Annotated in this window: 21 protein-coding genes, 1 tRNA gene and 1 pseudogene; 15 read left to right on the top strand and 8 right to left on the bottom strand. The window is 46.9% G+C overall.

Annotated elements, in window-relative coordinates:
• The first annotated feature begins 59 nt into the window (after positions 1-59).
• Positions 60-1,001 (top strand): CysB family HTH-type transcriptional regulator, encoded by a 942-nt coding sequence (locus C2759_RS02780; RefSeq protein ID WP_215356134.1) that lies wholly within the window; start codon positions 60-62, stop codon positions 999-1,001.
• A gap of 41 nt (positions 1,002-1,042) precedes the next feature.
• Here the strand turns inward: C2759_RS02780 and C2759_RS02775 are convergent.
• A tRNA-Leu gene (locus C2759_RS02775) sits at positions 1,043-1,127 on the bottom strand.
• Between the two features lie 141 nt (positions 1,128-1,268).
• On the opposite strand from C2759_RS02775, the gene C2759_RS02770 reads away from it, so the two are divergent.
• The 8 genes and pseudogenes from C2759_RS02770 (at position 1,269) to rng (ending at position 7,968) form a co-directional block, all read left to right on the top strand.
• Complete coding sequence (locus C2759_RS02770; RefSeq protein WP_215356132.1) at positions 1,269-1,988, top strand: YebC/PmpR family DNA-binding transcriptional regulator; 720 nt, start codon at positions 1,269-1,271, stop codon at positions 1,986-1,988.
• A 47-nt stretch (positions 1,989-2,035) separates the two neighbouring features.
• Positions 2,036-3,313, top strand: coding sequence for a phosphoribosylamine--glycine ligase (gene purD / locus C2759_RS02765; RefSeq protein ID WP_215356130.1), 1,278 nt, complete (start codon positions 2,036-2,038; stop codon positions 3,311-3,313).
• A 50-nt stretch (positions 3,314-3,363) separates the two neighbouring features.
• Positions 3,364-4,275, top strand: coding sequence for an oxygen-dependent coproporphyrinogen oxidase (gene hemF, locus C2759_RS02760; protein WP_215356616.1), 912 nt, complete (start codon positions 3,364-3,366; stop codon positions 4,273-4,275).
• Positions 4,276-4,980 carry a nicotinate (nicotinamide) nucleotide adenylyltransferase gene (gene nadD / locus C2759_RS02755; protein ID WP_215356128.1) on the top strand — a complete coding sequence of 235 codons (705 nt, stop codon included), beginning with the start codon at positions 4,276-4,278 and terminating at the stop codon, positions 4,978-4,980.
• A gap of 54 nt (positions 4,981-5,034) precedes the next feature.
• Positions 5,035-5,421, top strand: a pseudogene (gene rsfS / locus C2759_RS02750) (ribosome silencing factor); the annotation flags it as partial.
• Between the two features lie 13 nt (positions 5,422-5,434).
• A complete protein-coding gene (rlmH, locus tag C2759_RS02745; protein ID WP_215356126.1) occupies positions 5,435-5,878 on the top strand; it encodes a 23S rRNA (pseudouridine(1915)-N(3))-methyltransferase RlmH in 444 nt (147 codons plus the stop codon).
• Between the two features lie 6 nt (positions 5,879-5,884).
• Positions 5,885-6,508 carry a nucleoside triphosphate pyrophosphatase gene (locus C2759_RS02740; RefSeq protein WP_215356124.1) on the top strand — a complete coding sequence of 208 codons (624 nt, stop codon included), beginning with the start codon at positions 5,885-5,887 and terminating at the stop codon, positions 6,506-6,508.
• Positions 6,505-7,968 (top strand): ribonuclease G, encoded by a 1,464-nt coding sequence (rng, locus tag C2759_RS02735; RefSeq protein WP_215356122.1) that lies wholly within the window; start codon positions 6,505-6,507, stop codon positions 7,966-7,968. Before C2759_RS02740 ends, rng begins: the two co-directional genes overlap by 4 nt.
• A 7-nt stretch (positions 7,969-7,975) precedes the next feature.
• Here rng and msbA read toward each other — a convergent pair whose 3' ends face one another.
• The gene (gene msbA, locus C2759_RS02730; RefSeq protein ID WP_215356120.1) at positions 7,976-9,739 is read right to left on the bottom strand and encodes a lipid A export permease/ATP-binding protein MsbA; all 1,764 of its coding nucleotides are present in this window, start codon (positions 9,737-9,739) and stop codon (positions 7,976-7,978) included.
• 10 nt (positions 9,740-9,749) lie between these two features.
• Here msbA and C2759_RS02725 point away from each other — a divergent pair, with 10 nt between their 5' ends.
• The 3 genes from C2759_RS02725 to C2759_RS02715 are packed head-to-tail and all read left to right on the top strand — an operon-like array spanning position 9,750 to position 12,483.
• The gene (locus C2759_RS02725) at positions 9,750-10,529 is read left to right on the top strand and encodes a glycosyltransferase family 2 protein (protein ID WP_215356118.1); all 780 of its coding nucleotides are present in this window, start codon (positions 9,750-9,752) and stop codon (positions 10,527-10,529) included.
• Entirely contained in the window at positions 10,526-11,305 is a 780-nt protein-coding gene (locus C2759_RS02720; RefSeq protein ID WP_215356116.1) for a glycosyltransferase family 2 protein, read from the top strand. The genes C2759_RS02725 and C2759_RS02720 overlap by 4 nt, the downstream gene beginning before the upstream one ends.
• 20 nt (positions 11,306-11,325) lie before the next feature.
• Positions 11,326-12,483, top strand: coding sequence for a glycosyltransferase family 9 protein (locus C2759_RS02715; protein ID WP_215356115.1), 1,158 nt, complete (start codon positions 11,326-11,328; stop codon positions 12,481-12,483).
• A gap of 13 nt (positions 12,484-12,496) precedes the next feature.
• On the opposite strand, the gene dnaE is transcribed toward C2759_RS02715, so the two are convergent.
• The gene (gene dnaE, locus C2759_RS02710; RefSeq protein ID WP_215356113.1) at positions 12,497-16,123 is read right to left on the bottom strand and encodes a DNA polymerase III subunit alpha; all 3,627 of its coding nucleotides are present in this window, start codon (positions 16,121-16,123) and stop codon (positions 12,497-12,499) included.
• Positions 16,124-16,138: 15 nt separating this feature from the next.
• On the opposite strand from dnaE, the gene gluQRS reads away from it, so the two are divergent.
• Positions 16,139-17,092 carry a tRNA glutamyl-Q(34) synthetase GluQRS gene (gene gluQRS, locus C2759_RS02705; protein WP_251367007.1) on the top strand — a complete coding sequence of 318 codons (954 nt, stop codon included), beginning with the start codon at positions 16,139-16,141 and terminating at the stop codon, positions 17,090-17,092.
• On the opposite strand, the gene C2759_RS02700 is transcribed toward gluQRS, so the two are convergent.
• The 3 genes from C2759_RS02700 to C2759_RS02690 all read right to left on the bottom strand — a co-directional run bounded on the left by C2759_RS02700 (position 17,079) and on the right by C2759_RS02690 (position 20,221).
• Entirely contained in the window at positions 17,079-18,497 is a 1,419-nt protein-coding gene (locus C2759_RS02700) for a DEAD/DEAH box helicase (RefSeq protein ID WP_215356111.1), read from the bottom strand. The genes gluQRS and C2759_RS02700 overlap by 14 nt on opposite strands.
• A gap of 6 nt (positions 18,498-18,503) precedes the next feature.
• On the bottom strand, positions 18,504-18,908 hold the full coding sequence (locus C2759_RS02695; RefSeq protein WP_205621327.1) for a heme-binding protein: 405 nt from the start codon (positions 18,906-18,908) through the stop codon (positions 18,504-18,506).
• 128 nt (positions 18,909-19,036) lie between these two features.
• Complete coding sequence (locus tag C2759_RS02690; protein ID WP_215356109.1) at positions 19,037-20,221, bottom strand: alanine--glyoxylate aminotransferase family protein; 1,185 nt, start codon at positions 20,219-20,221, stop codon at positions 19,037-19,039.
• A gap of 180 nt (positions 20,222-20,401) precedes the next feature.
• Here C2759_RS02690 and C2759_RS02685 point away from each other — a divergent pair, with 180 nt between their 5' ends.
• Positions 20,402-21,085, top strand: a complete 684-nt coding sequence (locus tag C2759_RS02685) for a GntR family transcriptional regulator (protein ID WP_251367006.1) — start codon at positions 20,402-20,404, stop codon at positions 21,083-21,085.
• Positions 21,082-24,159 (top strand): FAD-binding and (Fe-S)-binding domain-containing protein, encoded by a 3,078-nt coding sequence (locus tag C2759_RS02680; RefSeq protein ID WP_215356107.1) that lies wholly within the window; start codon positions 21,082-21,084, stop codon positions 24,157-24,159. Before C2759_RS02685 ends, C2759_RS02680 begins: the two co-directional genes overlap by 4 nt.
• A 19-nt stretch (positions 24,160-24,178) precedes the next feature.
• On the opposite strand, the gene C2759_RS02675 is transcribed toward C2759_RS02680, so the two are convergent.
• Entirely contained in the window at positions 24,179-24,520 is a 342-nt protein-coding gene (locus C2759_RS02675) for an AzlD domain-containing protein (RefSeq protein ID WP_215356105.1), read from the bottom strand.
• A complete protein-coding gene (locus C2759_RS02670) occupies positions 24,520-25,305 on the bottom strand; it encodes an AzlC family ABC transporter permease (protein ID WP_215356103.1) in 786 nt (261 codons plus the stop codon). The genes C2759_RS02675 and C2759_RS02670 overlap by 1 nt, the downstream gene beginning before the upstream one ends.
• Positions 25,306-25,337: the final 32 nt, after the last annotated feature.

The raw sequence follows: 25,337 nt of genomic DNA, 5'->3' as shown, positions 1-25,337 counted from the left end.
CTCAAAATCATATAGAATTTGATTCCTATATCTCAGTTGATATAAAGAATGGAATCCATATGAATCTGCATCAATTTCGATTTGTGCGTGAAGCTGTAAGACAGAACTTTAACCTCACCTCGGCCGCCAAGGCACTCTTTACCTCTCAGCCAGGGGTTTCCAAGGCCATTATTGAGCTAGAGGATGAGCTTGGTGTAGAGATATTCCGACGCCACGGCAAGCGTATTCGCTCACTCACTGAACCGGGCAAGCGCATCCTGATTTCGATTGAGCGCGTTTTGGATGAAGTGGAAACTCTAAGAAGGGTTGGCAAAGACTTTGCCAGCCAAGATCAGGGTAATTTTGTAATTGCAACTACCCACACTCAGGCCCGTTATGCCTTGCCTAAAGTGCTCACTGAATTCACAAAACGCTTTCCAAAGGTACGGGTAAGTATTCAGCAAGGTAGCCCAGGTCAAATTGCGGAACTGCTCATTCATGATCGTGCTGATATCGCAATCGCCACCGAAGGCATTGCCAACACCCCAGGCGTGCTGGCACTTCCTGGCTACCAGTGGCAACACGTCGTCATGGTGCCATTGAGTCACCCGCTCCTCAATCAAGCCACAATCACCCTAGAAGAAATTGCGAAGTACCCACTAATTACCTACGACAAAGCATTTGCAGGTCGAAGCAAAATCGATGCCGCTTTTGCACAACGCAATCTCAGTCCCGATATTATTTTGGAGGCGATTGATGCAGACGTCATTAAGACCTATGTAGAAACAGGAATGGGCGTAGGAATTGTTGCTGGCTTGGCCTATGATGCAGATCGAGATCGCAACCTCAGAGTCATTCCGGTTAGCCATCTATTTGGTAGCAACGTAACGCATCTTGGTGTAAAGCAAGGCGCCTATTTACGTTCTTTCGTTTACACCTTCATTGAACTATTCTCACCCACGCTCACCAAGAAAATCGTTGAGCAAGCTATGAATAGCGAATCCGAGACTTACGAGATTTAAAATTTAAAACGGCTCGGGCGTAAATAACAGCCTGCATGAGATGGTGCCCCGGGGCGGACTTGAACCGCCACGCCTTGCGGCACCGGATTTTGAGTCCGGCACGTCTACCAATTCCATCACCGGGGCAGGTGTTTGCAGTGGAAATACTGCACTGATGCTTACTAAGAGGTGAGAGTGTAACAAAAAAGTTGTAGGACCCTCATTCTTAGGCTCATAAGACCTTAAAATAGGGTCTTCAAGCCACATTACTCAAAAGGACTTACCCGTATGGCCGGCCATTCGAAATGGGCCAACATTCAGCACCGCAAAGGACGTCAAGACGAAAAGCGCGGCAAGATTTGGACCAAACTCATTAAAGAAATAACGGTTGCAGCTAAATTAGGCGGTGGCGATATCGCTACAAACCCCCGTTTACGCCTTGCGATTGATAAGGCTAAAGATGCCAATATGCCTAATGACAATGTGCAACGGGCGATTCAGCGTGGCACTGGCTCTTTGGAAGGCGTTAACTACGAGGAAATTCGTTACGAAGGTTACGGCCTCAATGGCGCCGCCATTATTGTGGATTGCTTAACGGATAACCGCACCCGCACTGTTGCTGAAGTACGCCATGCATTTGCTAAAAATGGTGGCAATATGGGCGCCGAAGGTTCAGTTGCCTTTATGTTCAAACACTGTGGTCAGATGTTGTTTGCTCCAGGTACCAATGAAGATCAACTCATGGAGATCGCGCTAGATGCTGGCGCAGAAGATGTCATCACCCATGATGATGGTTCACTTGAGGTGCTCACCCCAGTGCCTGAATTTCCTAAGGTACAGGACGCACTTCACCAAGCGGGCTTAAAAGCAGAACTAGCAACAGTGACAATGCGCCCTGAAACTGAAACTGAACTCGAAGGTGATCAAGCAGAGAGCATGCAAAAACTATTAGATGCGCTTGAGAACTTGGATGATGTTCAGGAAGTATTCACGAACGCCTCTTTGTAATCGGCCAGCTTTTTAACACTAATTATTAATACATCTTTTAGCCCTTTATGAAAATTCTTTTAATTGGTTCTGGTGGTCGTGAACATGCATTGGCATGGAAGCTAGCGCAATCTCCACAAGTTCAAACCGTATATGTAGCCCCGGGCAATGGCGGTACGGCCACTGCAAAACAAAATGCAGCCGGCATTCAAAACCTACCGATCTCAGACCTTCAAGAATTGGCGGACTTTGCTAAACGTGAAAAGATTCACCTCACCGTAGTGGGCCCTGAGGCGCCATTGGCTGCCGGTATTGTGGATGTATTTCGCAACAATGGCTTGCGCATCTTTGGACCTACTCAGTTAGCAGCCCAATTAGAGTCTTCCAAAGATTTCTCTAAAGCATTTATGAAACGTCATGGCATCCCAACAGCGGAGTATCAGACTTTTTCGAATGCATTAGAGGCTCACGCTTATATTGATGCCAAGGGCGCGCCCATCGTCATTAAGGCGGATGGTCTGGCTGCAGGCAAAGGTGTAGTTGTGGCAATGAATTTAGATGAAGCTCATGCAGCCGTTGACATGATGCTGGCTGATAACAAACTGGGGAATGCTGGCGCACGCATAGTCATTGAAGAATTTCTGACTGGCGAAGAAGCGAGCTTTATCGTACTGGTAGATGGCAAACATGTTTTAGCTTTAGCAACTAGTCAAGATCACAAGCGTCTGCTCGATGCTGATCAAGGCCCCAATACTGGCGGCATGGGGGCTTACTCCCCTGCTCCAGTGGTTACCCCAGAAATTCATGCACGTGCCTTACGCGAAGTCATCATGCCGACAGTTAAAGGCATGGAGGCTGATGGCATTCCATACACCGGCTTTCTCTATGCGGGACTCATGATTTCCCCCGATGGGAAGATTAAGACTTTAGAATTTAATTGCCGTATGGGTGATCCAGAAACACAGCCAATCATGGCGCGCCTGCGGAGCGATCTCGTAAACGCACTTGATCATGCTATTGACGGCACACTCAATGAGGTGGAGTTGGAGTGGGATCGTCGAACTGCCCTAGGCGTGGTATTGGCAGCTCACAATTATCCCGATACTCCGCGTAATGGCGATGTCATTACGGGTATCCCTGCTGATACTGAAGATCAATTCACCTTTCATGCTGGCACAAAGTTGCAGGATGGGAAGCTAGTCACCTCGGGTGGTCGTGTCATGTGCGTCGTGGGTCTATCGGATACCGTTCGCGGTGCGCAACAAAAAGCTTATGAAGCGATTGCTCAGATCCAATTCGATGGCATGCAATATCGCAAAGATATTGGCTATCGGGCAGTGAAATAACTCTAACTACGAAGGACTTTTCATCCTTGTCATCTACTGAACAGACTCAAATTAATATTGCAGAACTAGAATCTTATTTTTTAGGTCTGCAAGATCGCATCACTACTGCAATGAGTGCGCTCGACGGCAAAGCCTTTGAGGTGGATGCCTGGGAAAAGCCGGAAGATAGCAAGCTGCGGGGTTATGGACGTACTTGTACTTTAGATGGCGGCAATATATTAGAAAAAGGTGGTGTGGGCTTTTCTCATGTTCGCGGTGATCAAATGCCTCCTTCAGCATCACACCATCGCCCAGAAGTTGCTGGACGTAGTTTTGAAGCCATGGGCGTTTCTTTGGTCTTTCACCCAAACAATCCCAAGGTACCAACCACCCATATGAATGTGCGTTGCTTTATTGCGCAAGCTCGCGATAAAGAGCCCGTTTGGTGGTTTGGAGGCGGCTTTGATCTTACCCCCTACTATGGTGTTGATGAGGACTGTAAACACTTTCATCAAACCGCTAAAGATGCTTTAGACCCGTTTGGCAAAGAGCTACATCCTAAATTCAAAAAATGGTGTGATGAATATTTTTATCTTAAGCATCGTGAAGAGCCCCGCGGCATTGGTGGCGTGTTCTTTGACGACTTCAATGAACTGGGTTTTGAGCAAAGCTTTGCCATGACGCGTGCGGTTGGCGATGCCTTCATTGAAGCTTACTTGCCGATTGTGGAGCGTCGTTATCAAGACAGCTTTACCCTAGAAGAAAAAGCCTTTCAAGAATACCGTCGCGGACGTTATGTAGAGTACAACTTATTATTTGACCGAGGCACCATTTTTGGTCTACACTCTGGCGGGCGCACAGAGTCTATTTTGATGTCTATGCCACCCGTAGTGCAGTGGTGGTACAACTGGCAGCCAAAACCAGGGACACCAGAAGCAAAGCTTTACGACTACTACCTTAAGCCACGCGACTGGCTTGCCTAAATGATCTCAGAACATTTGGTTACCCTAAAAAAAATTGGCATTCTAGGCGGTACGTTTGACCCACCCCATCTTGGCCACATCAAACTTGCAACCCATTTTGCAAAAATCTTGCATCTTGACCAATTGCTGCTCGTTCCCAGCGGGGAGCCCTGGCAAAAAGAATCTAGCATTACCCCTTCTGAGCTTCGCTTTCAGATGACTGAAGCGGCTTGCATCGATTTAGCTATTGAATTTCTACAGCAGAATTTAGCAACGCAAATTAGTACTGATCGCATAGAAATGGATCGAGCGGGTCCAAGCTACACACTTGATACAGCCAAAGCTCTCAGGAAGCATTTTGGACCCCAGGTTAGCCTGACTTGGCTAATGGGAGCCGATACTCTTCTGAACCTACCAACCTGGAATTCTTGGGATCAATTACTGAATTATCTGAATTTGGCAGTGGCCAGTAGGCCTCACCATTCAATTTCTGCAGAAATAAGCCCTGAAGTGCAGGACTTACTAGAAAAGCATCAATGTATTTATGCCGACGCCCTTGCAAAAAGTCCTTTTGGACGCATCTACTTAGATAACAGTCTATCGGTTGACCTTTCCTCTACCGAACTTCGAAATCAACTTAAAAGCGCATCTCGTGAGGAAATTGCATTTAAGCAGATTCCCGCTCACGCTTTAGAAATCATTACAAATTTAGGTCTGTACAAGTAATCAGGCTAAGATCACCCTTATATACAAAAATCTCAGAAAAATATTAAAGAAACTATGGAATTAACTAAATTACAACGTGTCGTGATCGACGCCCTGGAAGATGTCAAAGCACAAGATATTCGCGTTTATGACACTACTAAACTCAGCGAGTTATTTGATCGCGTAATCATTGCCACCGGTACCTCCAACCGCCAGACTAGATCGTTGGCCATGTCAGTTAAAGAGGCTGTCAACGCAAAAGGCGGAGAAGTGATCTCTGTCGAAGGTTTGGAGACTGGTGAATGGGTGCTCGTCGATTGCGGCGATATCGTGGTTCATATTTTGCAACCTGCACTGCGCGCTTATTACCAATTGGAAGGCATGTGGGGTGCTAAGCCAGTTCGCGTCAAATTGGCAGCGGACAAGGGTCTTGTGAAGGCAAGCGAACCCGACGACGAAGAGTAATACTTTAGCAATGCGTTTAACGATTGTTTCTGTTGGTCACAAAATGCCAGAATGGGTTGCAACTGCAACCCATGATTACATTAAGCGCATGCCCGCAGATTGCAGCATTGAAATCAAAGAGATTAAACCTGATCTGAGTCCAGCCAAAGAAGCCGTAAAAATTGCAGCGGCCATTCCGAAAGGCTCTCGGGTGATTGCGCTGGATGAGCGTGGAAAAGATCAAACCACACAAAATCTAGCTACCCAGTTAGCAGGTTGGCGACAGGAAGGTTTTGATATTACCTTTTTGATTGGTGGTGCTGATGGACTCGATCCCAGCCTGAAAGAGAATGCTCAAGCGATGTGGCGCCTCTCAAGCCTAACGTTACCCCATGCTATGGCTAGAGTCTTGTTAGTTGAGCAACTCTATCGAGCTTGGACTATTTTGCAAGGCCACCCCTATCACCGCGAGTAAACATTGATGTTCCCCTATATTTACCTTGCCTCACAAAGTCCACGACGCCAAGAGATACTCAAACAGATTGGCGTCAATTTTGAGATGCTGGTTGCATCACCTGGTGAAGATACGGAAACTCTTGAAACACCCCTCCCTAATGAAAAGGCACGTACTTACGTTGAACGAGTTACCTTTGCCAAAAGTGCCATTGCCTTAGCCAGGTGGCAAAAAAGCGGTAAGCCTTGGGCACCTATCTTGTGTGCAGATACTACCGTCAGCCTACCTGGCAATCCAGATGGTGAAATCCTTGGAAAACCAAATGACGCTTCAGATGCTACGCGTATTCTAAAAATGCTTAGCGGTCAAACGCATCAGGTTTTAACTGCAGTTGTACTTACAACTGATCCCAAAATAAATCCTTTGTGCTTGGTACAAGTATCTGAAGTGGAATTTGCCCACTTAACTGAAGCTCAAATTAATAGTTATATTCAGAGTGGCGAACCTTTTGGTAAGGCTGGAGCATATGGCATTCAAGGTCTTAGTGGGGCTTTTATTCCTTCTATTAAAGGCAGCTATAGCGGTATCATGGGATTACCCATTTTCGAAGTTAACCAATTATTAGATTTCGCAAAAGTCGCCCGCATATGAACGAAGAAATCCTGATCAATATCACCCCCCAAGAAACACGGGTGGCACTAATTCAGCAAGGTGCCGTTCAAGAGCTTCAGATTGAGCGTACGCGTCAACGCGGTATTGTCGGCAATATCTATTTAGCCAAAGTGGTACGAGTGCTACCTGGCATGCAGTCCGCCTTTATTGAAATCGGCTTAGAGCGCACTGCTTTTATGCACGTCGCCGACATTACTCAAAATAATCCTCAAGCTCAAATCGAAAAACTGCTCTTTGAGGGTCAAAATGTTTTAGTTCAAGTTCTAAAAGATCCTTTAGGAACCAAAGGTGCACGCCTCACCACCCAACTGAGTATTGCTGGCCGGAACTTGGTTTATTTACCGCCAGCTGGTACAGATGCAGCCATCGAGAAATATATTGGCGTATCCCAAAGAATTGATCAGCCTGAAGAGCGAGAAGCTATCAAGGCTCGTCTTGCTGGACTCATGCCTGCCGACGAAAAAGGCGGGATCATTGTGCGTACCAGCGCGCAAGATGCCAGCGATACTGAGCTTGAGCACGATATGCATTACCTGCGCACAACCTGGGAAAAGATTCGTGAAGCTGTAAATCACAAGGCTGCACCTAGCTTGCTGTATCAGGATCTCAGTCTGGCTGAACGCGTATTGCGTGACCTTGCTAGCGAAGAGACTACAGAGATTCGGGTGGACTCAGCCGAGAACTTTGAAAAGCTCAAAGGGTTCGCTACGCTGTATATGCCAAATGTATTGGACAAGCTCACACTGCATCGTGGTGAGCGTGCCTTATTTGATTTATTTGATGTTGATGCTGAAATTAATAAAGCACTTGGCAGAAGAGTGGATCTCAAATCGGGGGGCTACCTGATGATTGACCAAACAGAATCCATGACGACGATTGATGTCAACACCGGAAGTTATGTAGGCGCACGTAATCTAGATGACACTGTCTTTAAAACCAATCTTGAAGCTGCTCAAGCTATTGCCCGTCAATTGCGCTTGCGCAATCTTGGCGGCATCATCATCATCGACTTTATTGATATGTTGAGTAAAGACCATCAAGAATCGGTTTTGCACGAACTCAAGCGCAATTTAGAGCGCGATCATGCTCGCACCTCGGTGAATGACTTCTCTTCATTAGGCCTGGTGGAGATGACCCGTAAACGTACTCGGGAATCTTTAGCTCATATCACCTGTGAGCCTTGCGCTACGTGTCAAGGCAAAGGTGAAATCAAAACTGCGCAAACGGTTTGCTATGAGATTTTGCGAGAGATAGTGCGCGAGCATCGCCAATTTAACCCAAGAGAATTTAGAATCGTTGCCGCACCTGATGTGATTGATCTTTTCCTTGAAGAAGAAAATCAATTCTTGGCACAGTTAGGCGACTTTATTGCCAAGCCCATCAAGCTCCAGGCAGAAGGCAGCTTCCGCCAAGAACAATACAACATCGTTCTCAGCTAATCATTGATTAAGCGTTCGAAAACTGAATGCGATGTAAGTTGGCATACAAGCCATCTTTAGCAATCAATTCTTCGTGTGAGCCATTCTCAATCACATGACCATGCTCTAGCACCACAATCCGATCAGCATGCTCAATAGTTGATAAACGATGGGCGATAACTAAAGTAGTTCTACCGGCCATTAAGCGCTCTAAGGCATCTTGCACTTGGCGTTCGGATTCAGAATCTAGTGCTGAAGTTGCTTCATCCAAAATCAGAATGGGCGCGTCTTTGTAGATAGCTCTCGCGATAGCTAAACGCTGACGTTGTCCGCCCGATAGACGATTACCGTTATCACCAATTTGCGTATCAATACCTTCAGGCATTTCTTTCATGAGCGCAGATAGGTTTGCCGCCTCAAGCGCTTCGATGACACGTCCACGATCAATGCCATTTGCGCCCGTAGCGCCGTAGGCTACGTTTGCCGCAATACTGTCATTGAATAAAATGACATCTTGACTTACAAAAGCAATCTGCTTACGCACATCAGCCAGCACAATATCCTCGAGCGGAATCTCGTCCAAGAAAATTTGTCCACTGGTCGGTTTAAAGAAACGCGGCAATAAATTGACTAGCGTAGATTTACCGCCACCAGACGGACCAACAAAGGCAACTACTTCACCAGACTTGATATTTAAGTTCACACCAGCGAGAGCATCTTTGCGTCCAGCCTCTTGCTGATAGGAGAAACCGACATCCTCAAACCGAATTGCGCCCTTGGCTTTGCCCAGAGGTTTCATATTCTCTTTTCGGGATTCGTCTTCTTCGAAAGGTTGATCCATGAGGGAGAAGATCATTTCCGCAGCGGTTAAGCCGCGCTGCAAGGGCTGATTAATATCAGCTAGATGCTTAATAGGTGAGATCACCAACAGCATGGCGGTAATAAACGAGGCAAAGCCCCCAACCGTAGTTCCCTCAGAGGCTGACTGCATCAAGGCGATAACCAAAACGATCGACAACGCCATAGAGGCGATGAGCTGAGTAATCGGCTGATTCAAGCCACCAGCAACAGCTGATTTCAAGGCGAATCGGCGAAGACGATCTGCTTTTTCCATAAAGCGACCCATCTCGAACTCTTCGGCACCATGTACCTTCACGATCTTATATCCTGCGGCTGCCTCTTGAACAATGTAAGCGAGCTCACTAGTCATTGCTTGCTGCTCACGATTCAGTGAGCGCAAGCGTTTATTGATCCTTCCAATAATGAAGGCGATGATTGGGAAAATCATCAGTACCACTAATGTGAGTTGCCAATTTAGATAAATTAAGTAGCCAATCAGTCCAATCACGGTAAGAGAATCACGTACTAAACTAATCAACATGCCGCCCATAATAGAGAGGGCATTATTTACCTCAAAAACTACCGCATTAATTAAACTGGATGCAGAGTTCTTTTGAAAGAACGTCGTGCTTGAATGCAGTAATGCCTTAAACATCTGCATACGCATCTTCAGCAAAACAGCATTGATCACGCGATTTAAAAGATAGCTAGACAAAAATTGCGCCATCCCTCGCACAAAAGCTAAGCCGACCAAGAAAACTGGCACCAGCCAGAGTTTTTGATCCATCTGGCCAGTAAAACCACGATCTAGCAAAGGCTTCATGAGGGCAGGAATAGAGGTTTCGGCGCCGGCAACCAGTGCCATGGCTAATATTGAGCCAATAATTAAGCGAATATGGGGCTTGAGGTACTGAATTAAGCGATTTAGGGCGGTACGGTCTTGAGCATTCATATAATGAATTATGCCCACCTTATCCGTCATACTCATTACTCGCAATGAAGAGGCCAATTTGGCCGATTGTTTGACCTCCCTAGAAGGGATTGCCCAGCAAATCGTGGTGGTCGATACCAATAGCACCGATAGCACCCTAGAGATAGCCAAAAAGCATGGGGCGCTTATTAGCCAGCCAGCCGACTGGCCTGGATTTGGCCCCCAAAAGAACCGTGCTTTAGACCTGGCCACAGGTGACTGGGTGCTCTCCCTAGACGCGGATGAGCGACTCACTCCCGCCCTCAGAAGTGAAATTCTGACCGCTATTCACCATTCAGCCCATGTTGACTGTTTTGCAATTCCTCGCCTATCTTGGTATTGCGGTCGTTTTATTCGACATTCCGGTTGGAGCCCAGATTATGTAGATCGATTATTTAAGCGCGATACTGCTCGCTTCTCGGATGATCTAGTTCATGAGCGGCTGATCCCTAATGGGCAAGTAGCCAAGCTAGAAAATCCAATGTTGCATTTCAGCTTCATGAACTACTCGCAGGTGCTCCAAAAACTAGATCGCTATTCAACGGCTTCAGCAGAGCAGGCATTTTCTAAAGGTAAAAAGAGTAGTCCATTAACTGCAGTACTTCATGGCATTTGGGCTTTTACTCGCACCTACTTCATACGACTTGGTTTTCTGGACGGTTCTCAGGGTTTTACATTGGCAGTCTCGAATGGCCAAGGAACCTACTATCGCTATATGAAGTTGTGGCATTTACACCAAGAAGCGAACTCCAATAACTCCTTCAGTAAATGATCTCTGTTCTTCTAGCGACCTATAACTGGCCGCAGGCCCTCAAACTCTGTCTTGAGTCACTTAGTACTCAAACAGATTTCCATTTTGAAATCATCATTGCCGATGATGGCTCAAGCACAGACACCAAAGATCTCATAGAAGCAATCCAGAAAAATTTCCCAGTAAAAATCACCCATCTTTGGCAAGAAGATCGGGGATTTCGTAAGACCCGCATTCTCAATCAAGCCATTCAAGCAGCGTCCGGTGAATATCTCGTATTTCTCGACGGGGATTGCATTGTTCAACCCGACTTTATTGCACAACATCGCGCACTGTCGCTGGTGAACCATTTAGTAACAGGTAGCCGTGTCTTACTAAACGATGATCTCAGTAAGCAATTGCTTTCATGGCCCCACTGGGATTTTAAGAAATTCACCGGTAACCTATTAAGCTATCGACTATCGAACGGCATCAATAAGTACTGGCCCCTCAAAATAAAATTAGGTAATGGTTCGTGGCGTAACTACAAAAAATTTGTCTGGCGCCGTATTAAAGGGTGCAATATGGCTTGCTGGAAGAGTGATGCATTAGCAATTAACGGTTTTGACGAGACTATGACAGGCTGGGGACACGAGGATGCTGATTTTGTTTTCAGACTTCAAAACAAAGGTTTGATTCGTAAATCCGGATCCTGGGCAACTGAAGTGCTGCACCTCTACCACCGCATTAATGATCAATCCAATGCCGCAGAAAATGCGCGTCGCGTCCGTGAAAAAATCCTGGCTAAAGCTCAGTAGGATTAAGTTACATTAACCCCATGACTGCATTCTCAGCGCTCAAGCCTAAAAAAGTTTTATTTATTGCGACTCGCCAAATTGGGGATGTCCTTGTCACTACACCACTCATTTCACAAGCTCGTGAACTGTGGCCTGATGCTGAGTTTCACTTTTTGGGCTACCGTGGCAAACTCGAAATGCTCAAAGGTAATCCTGATATTGCTCAGATCATTGAAACCTCAGACCGCCCCAAGCTTGGGGAATATCTCACTTTATTCTTTAAACTCTTTCAGCGTTACGACTTGGCGGTAGTCACGCAACCCAGTGATCGCGCCTATTTCTATGGCCTAGCAGCAGCTCATCACCGCGTGGGCGTTCTAGGTGGCCATCCTCAAGGCCTCACTGAGCAAGATAAAGTCAAGAAAAGTAAGAGTGATAAACAAAATGCCTGGAAAAAATCTATCAGCCTGCATACAGTTAACGTAGATTATTTTGCACAACATGTCATTACTGAAAAGCTTCGCCTGCTCGAGATCTTTTATAAAAATCCACTGGAATTATTTAAGAAACCGATCTCGGCAACAGCTCCTACTGGTGATCCGATTACCCCAAGTATTGCCTCTCAACTTCACTCACCTTATGTGGTGGTTCACCCTGGACCTTTAACTGCATATAAGCGTTGGCCACTTGCGTATTGGCAAACATTGCTGACATGGATTACAAAACAAGGTTGGCAAGTGGTGCTAAGCGCATCTCCCACCAAGCAAGATCTGCAACTCAATCAAGATATTCTTTCATTGCTTGATGAAGAAACCCGTAAGCATGTTGTTGATACTGCGGGTCAGCTCACTATCCCGCAGGCGGGGAAACTGATTCGTGGAGCGATAGCTTATGTTGGGGTAGACACCTCTATTACGCACTTAGCAGCCGCATGCAATACCCCCACCATTGCCCTATTCGGTCCAACACCACCCACCAACTTTGGGCCATGGCCTAATGGTTTTGTTGGTGAACAGCCATATCGATTAAGAGCTCGCTCGCAGACGGTTGGTAATGTCTCAATCCTACAAGGGCCTGGTGAATGCGTCCCCTGCCGCAAAGCAGGTTGCGAGGATCGCGCAAGTAGCAATAGCGAATGCTTGGACCAGCTAGACCCAAACCAAGTGATTCAAGCACTGCAAAGCGCTATAAAGAAATAAAACTGATGCGCGTTTAAAGGTACTGAACTTGAACAGTATTAGATTGCTTGGCTGCCAAAATTTGATTCAAACTATGTAGGCAAGCGTCATCTGGATAAATTCGGAGCTCTTCCGGGAACTGCATCAAACAGGCTCCACCACTAGTGGTGACTGCAGCAGTAAGTACTAAACCCTTCATGCCTTCGCTAGCGCTTGGCATAGAAGCTACCGCAGGACCTAGCTTAGGATCGCGTACCCGGTTACTCATCAAGTAAGGTCCAATTTGGCTACGTAAAGATTTGAGATCAATTGCTGAATCGATGGATAGATGAAGGTTGCGTGCAAAACGCATACGGGCTCCCGTAATATCCATTACCGCCTCAGAAACGATTCTCACTCCACCAGAAAACTTATCCGGAGTGATATTGACTTTGGCCACCAGCAACTCATCTTCTTTGAGCCAAGAACGATTGGGTTCATAGACTTCGCTGTAGAGAGTCACTTCAATCGCAGCAGTGCCATCATCAATAGTTGCAATCATCATGCGGCCACGCTGCCCAGTCAGCATCCGAGCAGAAGTAATAATGCCGGCGATTAACTGATCTTTACCCTCAGTCACCTTGACTAATGGCTGGCGAATAAAATGCGCCGTCTCGTCACGATAGGCGTCAAACATGTGGCCAGTTAAACACAGTCCTAGAGCGCTCTTCTCATCTTGAAGACGTTTCTTTTCAGACCAGGGTAATTCGCGGACTAGCTCTGGCAAATGATGATCGTCTTCTCCTGCGACCTCAAACAAGCTCACTTGATTAATGGAAGCTTCAGCTTGTTCGGCAGCCTCAATTGCGCGCGCAAGAGAAGCCAGTAAAGTAGATCGAATATCGTAAGGATTACCACCAGCAGGAATGGAGTCCTTATACAAGCTATCAAAGGCGCCGGCACGCATCAAAGCCTCAATCGCTCGACGGTTCACCTGTCTACGATCCACGCGTGCGCAGAAATCAAACAGATCCTTGAATGGACCGCCAGTCTCACGCGCCTTCACAATCACTTCAATTGCCGCTTCACCAGTTCCCCTAACTGCACCTAAACCATAACGAATATGACTAATCGGGGTATCTGGGGCAGCATCTGGTGCACGCAATGGCGTGAAAACATACACACCAGTATTAATGTCTGGTGAAAACACGCGAATATGATTTGCCAAACAATCGTCATACAGAATCTTCACCTTATCGGTGTCGTCCATTGCGAGCGATAAGTTGGCTGCCATAAATTCAGCGGGGTAGTAGGCTTTTAGCCAAGCAGTTTGATATGCCAAGAGCGAATAAGCAGCAGCGTGGGATTTATTAAATCCATAGCCTGCAAAACGCTCCATCAAGTCATAAATCTCGTTGGCTTTGCCTTCAGTAATGCCGCCTGCTTTTGCGCCATCACTAAAAATCTTACGATGCTGCGCCATTTCCTCAGGCTTCTTCTTACCCATTGCACGACGCAACATATCAGCGCCACCGAGTGAGTAGCCGCCGATCATCTGCGCCATCTGCATCACCTGCTCTTGGTAGACCATGATGCCGTAGGTTTCTTGCAGCACGGGCTCAATCCGAGGATCCGGATACTCTACTTTTTGCCGCCCGTGCTTACGTTCAATAAAGTCTGGGATCAAGTCCATTGGGCCAGGACGGTAGAGTGCAACGAGCGCAATAATATCTTCGAAGCGGTCAGGCTTAGCTTCCCGAAGCATGCCTTGCATGCCACGACTTTCTAGCTGGAAAACGGCGACCGTATTAGCATTTTTTAAAACTTCAAAAGCCTTTTGATCATCGAGCAGAATTTCACCGATATTCCAATCTTTACGGTCGGCATGGAGTGTCTTAATCCATTTCTCAGCAGCGGCCAAAATTGTTAAGGTGGTTAAACCCAGGAAGTCGAACTTCACTAGGCCAATCGCCTCTACGTCATCTTTATCAAACTGACTAATGACTGAACCACTCTCCTGATCTTTAGAGTCTTTCGCTTCTTGCGTATACAGCGGGCAAAAATCGGTTAAACGACCAGGCGCAATTAATACACCGCCCGCATGCATGCCCACGTTGCGAGTCATGCCTTCTAATTGCTGTGCGAGAGATAACAGTTGACGCACTTCATCTTCATTCTTTTCACGCTCACCTAATTGCTTCTCTTCCTTCTTAGCCATTTCAATAGTCATGTATTGACCTGGCTTGTTCGGAATCAATTTTGCGATACCGTCAACGAAGTTATAGCCTTGCTCGAGCACCCGACCAACGTCACGAATTGCAGCGCGTGCAGCCATCGTTCCAAAGGTCGCAATTTGACTAACTGCATCTTTTCCGTATTTATCTTTTACGTACTGAATCACGCGATCGCGCCCATGCTGGCAAAAGTCAATATCGAAGTCGGGCATCGATACCCGCTCAGGATTTAAGAAGCGTTCAAAGAGGAGGTTGTAACGCAGCGGGTCAAGGTCAGTAATTCCTAATGAATAGGCTACTAAAGAGCCGGCACCAGATCCGCGACCGGGACCAACTGGTACGCCATTATTTTTTGCCCAGTTAATAAAGTCGGCCACAATTAAAAAATAGCCTGGGAAACCCATCTGAGAAATTGTCTTCACCTCGAACACCAAGCGCTCGTGATATCGGGCCCCTTCCTTAGCGCGCTCTTCTGCGTCAGGAAAATTACGCTCCATATGGCGCTTCAGACCAATCTCGGATTGCTGTAATAAATAATCGTCGAGCGTAATGCCTGGTGGCGTTGGAAAATCCGGCAAACGCGGTTGACCTAAAGTCAAAGAAAGGTTGCAGCGCTTGGCAATCTCTACTGAGTTTGCAAGTGCTACTGGTAAATCTATAAAGCGCTTTTCCATCTCCTCTTGAGATAAAAAATATTGCTCCTCATTAAATTTCTTGGTGCGACGAGGATTACCTAAAAGCTCGCCTTCTGCGATACAGACTCGGGCCTCATGGGCTATGAAATCACTGCGCTGCATAAACTGCACTGGATGCGTAGCAACAATCGGTAAATCCATTTCACTAGCAAGGTTGCAAGCCAGCTGTAGTTGCTGCTCATCTTGAGGATGGCCACCGCGTTGCACTTCAATATAAAAAGCATTTGAAAATAAGCTTGCCCAACGCTTGGCAGCATCTTTCGCTACATCTTCTTGACCTGCTAAGAGCGCAGCACCAACATCACCCCAGCGTCCACCTGAAAGTGCAATTAATCCATAAGACAGAGTTCTTTTTGCAGCTTTATCTTCAGATTTTGAGGCTGGTTCGCTAAACCATTTGAGATCGACCTCAGCTCGACCTCGAGATTGATTCTCAAGGTAGGCCTTACTCAAGAGCTGGCATAAATTGAGATAGCCGGAGTGATTTTGAACGAGGAGTAATAAACGATGAGGTTGATCTGGGTCTTGGGGATTACTCACCCAAACATCCGCACCTGCAATTGGCTTAATTCCGCCAGAGCGTGCAGCACTATAAAAACGAACCAGGCCAAATAAATTACTTAAGTCGGTAAGAGCCAAGGCGCCCATGCCATCTTTTTCAGCAGCAGCTACCGCATCATCAATGCGAACGACGCCATCCGTAATCGAAAACTCGGAATGGACGCGTAGATGAACAAAACGGGGTGAAGCCATGAGATCATTTTAGCTGTGCCGAACTTCAAAAACCCCTCACCCCCAGCCGACGGCTATCGCGGGCGATTTGCCCCCTCGCCCACTGGCCCGCTACATGCGGGATCACTCGTTGCTGCCCTAGGAAGCTGGTTAGATGCCCGTAAAAATCACGGGAAATGGCTACTCAGAATGGAGGATTTAGATGCTCCCCGTTGTATTCCGGGGGCAGATCAAGAGATCATGCGCCAATTGCTTACCTGCGGCCTCAAGTGGGACGAGGAGCCAACATGGCAATCCAAGCACCAAGAGCGCTATAAAAAGGCTCTAAAACGCTTAAACAAGCTCAAGATCATCTATCCCTGCACCTGCTCTCGACAAGGCATTGCTAACGCTCTAGAGGCTCGCGGCGTAATAACTCCCTGCAATCAAGAGATGGTTTACCCGGGAACCTGTCGCCCCGATCAAATTGGCACATACGATGAGGAAGGAAGATCTTCAAGCGAGGTTGCTTGGAGAATTGCCCTGCCACCAGAGCTCACCATTCATTTTGAAGATCTAGCCTTAGGCAAACAAATACAAGATCTCAATCGGGAGGTAGGGGATTTTGCTCTGCATCGCCGGGATGGCATATTTACTTATCAACTGGCCGTTGTGGTGGATGATGCCGAGCAAGGAATTACGCATATCGTGCGCGGTGCAGATTTACTAGACAACACCGCACGACAAATTTATCTGCAGCGAGTCTTGGATTATGAAACTCCGAGTTATCTGCATCTGCCATTAGTACTTGATGAGCATGGCGAGAAACTCAGTAAGCAAACTTTGGCAAGCGCCATTCATACTGAGAATCCCCAGCAGGCTTTACAAGAATTGCGTAAAGCTGGAAGGCATTTAGGACTGAGAGATCTTCCGGATGGGAAGGAAACTTCGATCGCTGAGTGGCTTTTGGCAGCCACCCAGGCTTGGGATAGAAAAATTATTTTTTCTTAAAGCCGCCAAGTAAGGCACCAACCGCCGGTCTGGCAGGAGTAATGCCCACTTTTTTCTCTGTAGGATTTGCAGTCTCTGATGATGGATTCACTGCAGCGCTGGGCTCATAAGGCTTATAGAAAAATGGGTCTGACATTTTTGCTGGCGTATCTGATCTTGACGAATTCCTACTAGGAGCGGGGCGTGAGCTGCCCTCAGGTAATGGCTGAATATCTAACTTGCGCTTCATCAACTTTTCAATATCGTCGAGTAAACGTTTTTCACTGGCATCAACCAATGCAATTGCATCGCCTTTACTGCCAGCGCGACCTGTACGACCAATGCGGTGAATAAAATCTTCCGCATTAAATGGCAACTCGTGATTAATTACGCAAGGCATAGATGGAATATCCAGACCACGAGCAGCCACATCGGTTGCGACTAAGGCCTCGATCGCTCCTGACTTAAACGCATCTAAAGTTAGAGTGCGTTCACCCTGACTCTTGTCACCATGAATCGCGCCAGCCTTGATGCCATCACGCTCCAATGAGCGTGCTAACCTTGCACAACCCAAACGGCTATTAGTAAATATGATGCACTGACGAGATAAGCCCAGGCGAGTACGCGCTTCAAGCACTTTCACAATCGCCTGCTGCTTATCAGCACTAGACACCATATGAACTACTTGCTTAACAGTATCTGCTGCAGCATTTTGGCGCGCCACCTCAACAGTCACCGGCGTGCGCAAATAACTTTGTGCCAACTTCTTAATCTCTGGTGAAAACGTAGCGGAGAACAGTAGGGTTTGGCGCTGAGCCGGAATCAAATCAATGATGCGCTGCAAGTCCGGTAAGAAGCCCATATCGAGCATGCGATCGGCTTCATCTAGCACTAGGATTTCTACTTGAGACAAGTTAGCTACTTTAGAGCCAATGTGGTCCAGTAAGCGTCCTGGAGTAGCAATCAAAATCTCTACACCACCACGCAATATGGCCACCTGCTCTTTCATATCCACGCCACCGTAAACTACGGCAGCACGCAAATCGGTGTGCTTGGAATAACTTGCTGCGTTCTCAGCAACCTGGACCGCTAGCTCACGTGTCGGCGTTAATACTAAAGCACGGATCGGATGGCGAGCAGGCGAAGCACTGCTACTTGCATGACGCAGAATCTTTTGAATGATGGGCAGTACAAAAGCAGCCGTTTTACCAGTACCCGTTTGCGCCGCACCCATCAAATCGCTTCCTGCCAAAACGTGCGGAATGGCTTGCGCTTGAATCGGAGTTGGAATGCTGTAACCCTGCTCAGATACCGCTTTTTGAATCTTTGGATCTAAGCCAAAGTCAGCAAAGGTAATTGTTGCTGGGGTGGCGCCACTCTCAGTGGCGCCGGTAGGAGAATTTATTTCAGGAACAGTATTTATCAAGGTAACTTACAGAATGGCTGCAATGCCGGCCTTTGCGGTTTCGGCATCCTCAGTCGATTTAACGCCGGAAACGCCGACTGCGCCGATGGTAAACCCGTTTACCTCGATATTAACGCCACCTTCCAACATCCCCGAAATATGTGGGGCAGATAAAAAGGAAGTGCGGCCATTATTAATAATCTCTTCGTATACACGACTCTCGCGCTTACCCATGGCAGCAGTTCGCGCTTTTTCTTGAGCGATATAAGCGGAGACAGGAGCGCATGTATCACGACGGATTAAACCCAAGAGATGACCACCGTCATCACAGACGGCAATCGTCACAGCCCAGTTATTGGCTGCAGCGTGCTTGTCAGCTGCATCCAAAATCTTTTGAACATCAGCCTGGGTTAAATACGGTTTAGTTGCCAACATGTGATTCTCTCTATCTCGAATATGTTTTATTTGATTAAACTGCTATATTTATAAGTGCTTGAATTATAAGGGGTGTAAGCCAATTGATTCACTAGCCGACACCCCATTTACACCCAACTTACTGATTATTTTAGAAATTCTTGGGCGGCAACAACACCGCTTGCCTTGGGCTTATAGCCTATCGCACCCAAACTCATCTCCACCCCGCTCAGCGCGGCCATCAGGCTGAGCTCATTGCAATCACCTAAATGACCAATACGGAAGGCCTTGCCTTTGATTTTTCCAAGGCCTGTACCTAGGGATAAATTGAACTTCTCCAGGGCATGCTTACGCAAAACATCTGCATTCATACCTTCTGGCGTAGCAATACAAGTAAGAACTGGTGAGTAGCAATCTTTATCTTGGCACTGGATTTCTAGGCCCCATGCATTGACTGCTTCACGACAAGCTGCCGCCAAACGTTGATGACGGGCGAAGATAGTGTCTAAACCTTCTGTCGTCATCATGTCAATCGCTTCATGCAAGCCATACATTAAATTAGTGCTTGGCGTGGTTGGCCAATAACCTGTTTTATTGGACTCTAAAATTTCATCCCAAGCCCAATAAGACTTTGGCATCTTATTGGTTTTGCTGACTTCAATTGCTTTAGCCGACAGCGCATTAAAGCCAATACCTGGAGGCAGCATTAAACCTTTTTGCGATCCAGACACAGTCACGTCAGCGCCCCATTTATCATGCTCATAGTCAGCAGAGCCTAAACCAGAAACGGTATCAACTAATAACAAAGCCGGATGCTTCAGTGAGTCAATCGCCTTGCGAACTGCCGCAATATTCGAAGTAACGCCAGTAGAGGTTTCGTTATGAACTACACAAACTGCCTTGATTTCATGTCCAGTATCTTTGCGTAAACGCTCTTCGATCACTGACGCATCTACACCCCAACGCCAGGTATCTTGACCAGGCTTACCCACTACCTCAACATTTAAACCAAGACGCTTACCTAAGGCAACCCACAAGTTAGCAAACTGACCGGTTTCATAGAAGAGCACCTTGTCGCCAGGATTGAGGACGTTTACCAATGCGCCTTCCCATGAACCTGTTCCAGAGGCAGAGTAAATAATGACTGGCTGCTCGGTCTTAAAAATCTTTTTGATACCTTCCAAAACCTTAAGACTAAATTCCCCGAATTCAGGACCGCGGTGGTCGATGGTTTGATAGCTAATCGCCCTCAGGATCCGCGAAGGTACTGGGCTTGGACCGGGGATATGTAAGAAATGACGCCCCGAGAGGTGGTTATCTAGTTTTAGCATGCTGAGTCTCGCTTGGTTTTTGTAGTTAATCTTGGGGATCAGTGTAAGTCACTTTTAGGCAATTTACAATTTTGTATGCAAAATAATTATCAAATAATCAAAAAAATAAGCTATTTGCAGCGTAATTTATGATTCTAGATGCGTTATAGTAATTATGTATACAAATTTAAGGTATTTCAAATGATGCTCACAACACCAGCAAATACACAAAACTTGCATGAAGCGATCTTCCTTAAGCTCAGGGCTTTATTGGTGGAGGGCGCCATTACGCCTGGTAGTAAGCTCAATGAGCGTGAGCTAGCAGAGCAGCTCAACGTCTCACGCACTCCTATCCGCGAGGCAATTCGACGCTTGGCCGCTGATGGACTGGTTGAGTTAATTGCTAACCGTGGTGCCATTGCCGTTCAACTGAGCAGAGACGACATCATTCACACCTTTGATGTAATCGCCAATTTAGAAGGCTTTTCTGGAGAGCTAGCAGCACAAAATATTAGTGATCAAACACTGATTGAACTTGAAGCACTCCAATATGAAATGATGGCCTCGTATGCCCGTAGAGATTTATCTAGCTACTATCGACTCAATCTCAAAATTCACCAAGCTATTAATCACGCAGCAAACAATCCTGTCCTTAGCCAACTATTTAGCCAAGTCAACGCTCGCATTGAAGCACTCCGCTTTCGATCTAATCAAGATGGCGTCAAATGGGAAAAAGCTGTTGAGGAACATCAAGAAATGTTAGACGCATTAAAGGCTCGCGATAGCGTGCGGATGCGTAAGGTCATGATGCAGCACGTAATGAATAAACGTGATGTCGTGATTCAGTTAATTGACTCAGAATCTAAAGAGAAGGTTGCAGCATGAACAAGCCAGTTGATTTGCCATTGCCAGAATTCGTTGCCAATAAGGCAGAGCTTGCTAAACGCCTGAAGCAAGAAACTTCTGGCGAGGTCATGACGGATATAGCTAGTCGTGGACGCTATGCAACCGATGCATCGATCTACCAAGCCATGCCAGTTGCCGTCTTTATTCCTAAAACAGCTGAGGACATTGCAACGGCGATTCAGATTGCAGCTGACCTAGGCATTCCAGTTCTGCCTCGTGGTGGAGGCACTAGTCAGTGCGGACAGACTACCGGCACATCACTTGTCATCGATAACACCAAATACTTTCGCAAACTCCTGCATGCAGATCCAGTCAAGGCCACAGCAATTGTTGAGCCGGGCATTGTGCTCGATCACCTCAACGCTGCACTCAAGCCACACGGCCTTTGGTACCCAGTAGACGTTTCTACTGCAGGACAAGCAACTATTGGCGGCATGGCAGGTAACAACTCTTGCGGCAGTCGATCAATTGCTTATGGCAACATGGTGCATAACGTTTTAGGTATTGATGCCTGGCTGGCAAATGGACAAGTAGCTAGCTTTGGAAATTACGTCCATAGTTCTGGTGCTGCAAAACAATTGGGTGACTTTGTTAAGGGACTTGCCAATACATTACAACCTGAGATCGAGGCGCACTTCCCCAAAGTCTTGCGTCGTGTTGCTGGCTATAACCTAGATGTATTCCATCCACAAAGCGAGCTTCCCTATACCCAAGACGGTAGTGTTAACTTAGCCCACTTATTAGTGGGCAGTGAAGGCACATTAGCGTATTTCAAATCACTTGAGCTGAAGTTAGCACCATTACCGCAACATAAAGTACTTGGAGTAGTGAACTTTGCAAGCTTCTTCAAGGCAATGGATAGCGCGCAACATATCGTTAAGCTTGGGCCTACCGCTGTTGAGTTAGTCGATCACACCATGATTGACTTGGCGCGCCACAATCCTAGCTTTAAGAAAACTATCGAGACTGCACTGATTGATGCTAGCGCTCAAACGCCTGAGGCCATCTTATTGGTGGAGTTTTCGGGGGAGGCGCATGCACCCTTACTTGAAAAAATAAAGTCTTTGCAAAGCTTAATGGGTGATCTTGGTCTTCCAGGCTCTGTTGTTGCGATGCCCGATGCTGGTTTGCAAAAGAACCTATGGGAGGTACGTAAGGCTGGCCTGAACATCATGATGAGTCTAAAAGGTGATGGTAAGCCAGTGAGCTTTATTGAGGATTGCGCAGTTCCACTAGAGAGTCTTGCTGAATACACTCAAGCACTGACAGATGTATTTTCAAAATACGGTTCACGTGGCACTTGGTATGCACATGCTTCCGTCGGCACCCTCCATGTCCGCCCTATTTTAGATATGCGTCGCGATGGCGCGCAAAAGATGCGTGCAGTTGCCGAAGAGGCGTCTGCCCTAGTTCGCAAGTACAAAGGTGCTTATAGCGGCGAACACGGTGATGGACTATGTCGTGGTGAATGGATCTCCTGGCAATTTGGCCCAAAGATTACGCAGGCCCTCGCTGAAATCAAACATGCTTTTGATCCAAAGGGATTATTTAACCCTGGCAAGATCGTCAACCCGCCAAAGATGGATGATGCGAGTAACTTCCGCTTTCCACCGAGCTATAAAGTGATTCCGCTGCAACCAGCCTTAGATTGGTCTGCCTGGAATGTACAGAATAATCCCGTTACTGAAGAGACCAGTGCACCAGGCACCGGCGGCGATCCTGCGATGGGCTTTGCTAAAGCCATGGAGATGTGCAACAACAATGGACATTGCCGCAAATTTGATGCGGAAGTGATGTGTCCAAGCTATCGCGTCACTCGTGATGAAAAGCATCTCACCCGTGGTCGCGCCAATACATTACGCCTAGCTCTCTCAAATCAACTGGATATAAAAGACGGGAGCTCACCACTCGCTAGCGACGCTATTAAAGAAGTGATGGAACTTTGCGTCAGCTGTAAAGCTTGCCGCCGTGAATGCCCTACTGGCGTTGATATGGCGAAAATGAAGATCGAGTTTCTATCTGCTTACAAGAAGCGAACTGGTCATACGATGCGCGATCTAGCTGTTGCCTATTTGCCAAAATATGCCCCTATCATCAGCAGCATTCCGGGGCTTCCCGCCTTACTCAATCTTCGCAACCACATTACTCCTATTGCTAAATTACAAGAATGGGTCATGGGCATCTCTGCACAAAGAAGTCTGCCGACCTGGAAAGCAAAAAACTTCTGGAACAATCCAAGTGCAATTGCACCCTATCAATTTACCCCCGCAGAACTGAGCAAATTAGATGCAAATGGCAATAAGGGAGTGGTGTTATTAGCCGATACCTTCAATGCCTATTTTGAGGATGAGAACTTACGTGCGGCTCTACAAGTTTTACAAGCGGCTGGATATCGTGTTCACATTCCTCAAAAAATCAAAGCATCAAGCGACAGCACCAATACCTGCTCTAAAGAATTTTGCTGTGGTCGCACTTACCTAGCAGCTGGTATGGTCGATAAAGCCAAAGTCAGTCTAGATGAATTAGTCAACCATCTAGCTCCTTTTGCAGAAAAAGATATCCCCATTATTGGTCTAGAGCCCTCCTGTCTTTTCACCTTAAAGGATGAAGCATTAGTGATGGGCTTTGGTGAGCGCGCAGTTAATGTTAGTAAGCATGCGCAGCTCTTAGAAGAATTTTTAGCAAGTGAGGCCAAGTCAGGCAAACTCAAACTGTCACTGAAAACGGCAACGCGCCCAGTGTTATTTCATGGCCATTGCCATCAAAAAGCATTTGCTGCTATCACGCCTGCCATGGAACTTCTGAAACTCATTCCAAATGCAGAGCCTAAGCTAATTGAGTCTTCCTGTTGCGGTATGGCTGGTAGCTTTGGTTACGAGGCTGAGCACATTGAAGTATCCAAGCAAATGGCAGAAGCTAGCCTCTTACCCGCGATTCGTAAAGCACCAGATAGTTGGGTAGTGGCGGATGGTACCAGCTGTCGCCACCAGATTGCCGATGGCACCCAAAGAGACGCTGTACATATTGCCAAGATCTTGGCAGCCCATCTCTAAAACAGGGTATAAATACCAACTAACGAATAAGGCCGTACGCTAGCATTAGTAAAGTTCCAGTCAATAGGGCTGGAACAAGACGGTGTGTTGGCTTTGAAACCATCACACCAATACTTAAGGCGCAGATCAGCAATCGAATCCATACGGGTACGGTTGATAAAAGGCCAATCGGCATGAGGACCATTCTGACAACGAGGGCTGCTACCATCGCATAAGTAACCGCAGAAAGATAGCGAAAGATTTCGCTATCTTGATTAATTCTTTTGGCGAGCAAAACACCAATTGCACGACAAATATAGGTTCCGATTGTGGCGCCTGCTAAGGCAATCCACAAACCCCAACCTTGGAGGCCAGCATTCATCAACTCATTATCCCCGCTCGTTTGCGTAGCACTTTACGATCGAATACATAAGCGATCGTTCCTCCTACTAGACCAGTGGTCAGCAAACTGGTGTCGCGATCCAAGAGAAAGAAAAAGGGGCCCAATACAAAACCCAAGCCAATGGCGATTCGGTTAACCCAAGGCTTGACCTCGGTAAAGGTCAGCAAAAAGAATAATGGGTTAATGAAAACGAGGCCAAGCGTAACGTACGGCGGCACGACACCTGCCAATAAATATCCTAGAATAGTGCCCGGAATAGAAATAATCCAGCACAGTAAACCAAGACCGATGAAGTAACTCAAGCGGTGCTTTGCTTCAATCGTCTGAAACTCGCGCATGGAAATAGCCCAAGCAGTCATTGCCAAAAGATGCACGGAAGCGTAAAGCCCATGATTACGATCTTTTTCATGAAATTGTGGGAAGAGCGTCACCGTCATCGTGATGAAACGCGAAGAAGTTAAAGTCACTGCGAGAGCAATAGCAATAACTGATGATCCAGTAATTGCCATCTCGAGCAACACTACTTGTCCAGGCAATGCGAACATAAAGAAGCTAGTGGCAGTGGTAAACCAAGCATCCATACCGCTAGTTTTACCCATGGCACCAAAACCCACCATTCCAGCAAAGAGCACCATGGCAGGTGCACCAGCTGCATCCCGAATACCTGCCCAAAAAGCCTCACTGCGATTTTTATAGCGCTGCACTACTGAAGCTTCTATCTTGATTTCGCTGGGGTCTATAAAGGGTTGATCAGCTGATGACATGCTTTGATTGTAAGAGTTACCACGTACTTTGC

It is taken from the genome of Polynucleobacter sp. MG-Unter2-18, from assembly GCF_018687675.1.
Classification (GTDB): domain Bacteria; phylum Pseudomonadota; class Gammaproteobacteria; order Burkholderiales; family Burkholderiaceae; genus Polynucleobacter.
This window is presented reverse-complemented; position numbering and strand designations above follow the sequence as displayed.

Coding starts and splice junctions, on each gene's coding strand:
- C2759_RS02680 (WP_215356107.1), top strand. CDS start 21,082: ATGAACAAGCCAGTTGATTTGCCATTGCCAGAATTCGTTGCCAATAAG.
- rng (WP_215356122.1), top strand. CDS start 6,505: ATGAACGAAGAAATCCTGATCAATATCACCCCCCAAGAAACACGGGTG.
- C2759_RS02690 (WP_215356109.1), bottom strand. CDS start 20,221: ATGCTAAAACTAGATAACCACCTCTCGGGGCGTCATTTCTTACATATC.
- C2759_RS02725 (WP_215356118.1), top strand. CDS start 9,750: ATGCCCACCTTATCCGTCATACTCATTACTCGCAATGAAGAGGCCAAT.
- dnaE (WP_215356113.1), bottom strand. CDS start 16,123: ATGGCTTCACCCCGTTTTGTTCATCTACGCGTCCATTCCGAGTTTTCG.
- C2759_RS02770 (WP_215356132.1), top strand. CDS start 1,269: ATGGCCGGCCATTCGAAATGGGCCAACATTCAGCACCGCAAAGGACGT.
- C2759_RS02715 (WP_215356115.1), top strand. CDS start 11,326: ATGACTGCATTCTCAGCGCTCAAGCCTAAAAAAGTTTTATTTATTGCG.
- C2759_RS02780 (WP_215356134.1), top strand. CDS start 60: ATGAATCTGCATCAATTTCGATTTGTGCGTGAAGCTGTAAGACAGAAC.
- rlmH (WP_215356126.1), top strand. CDS start 5,435: ATGCGTTTAACGATTGTTTCTGTTGGTCACAAAATGCCAGAATGGGTT.
- nadD (WP_215356128.1), top strand. CDS start 4,276: ATGATCTCAGAACATTTGGTTACCCTAAAAAAAATTGGCATTCTAGGC.
- msbA (WP_215356120.1), bottom strand. CDS start 9,739: ATGAATGCTCAAGACCGTACCGCCCTAAATCGCTTAATTCAGTACCTC.
- purD (WP_215356130.1), top strand. CDS start 2,036: ATGAAAATTCTTTTAATTGGTTCTGGTGGTCGTGAACATGCATTGGCA.
- C2759_RS02675 (WP_215356105.1), bottom strand. CDS start 24,520: ATGAATGCTGGCCTCCAAGGTTGGGGTTTGTGGATTGCCTTAGCAGGC.
- C2759_RS02685 (WP_251367006.1), top strand. CDS start 20,402: ATGATGCTCACAACACCAGCAAATACACAAAACTTGCATGAAGCGATC.
- C2759_RS02740 (WP_215356124.1), top strand. CDS start 5,885: ATGTTCCCCTATATTTACCTTGCCTCACAAAGTCCACGACGCCAAGAG.
- C2759_RS02670 (WP_215356103.1), bottom strand. CDS start 25,305: ATGTCATCAGCTGATCAACCCTTTATAGACCCCAGCGAAATCAAGATA.
- C2759_RS02720 (WP_215356116.1), top strand. CDS start 10,526: ATGATCTCTGTTCTTCTAGCGACCTATAACTGGCCGCAGGCCCTCAAA.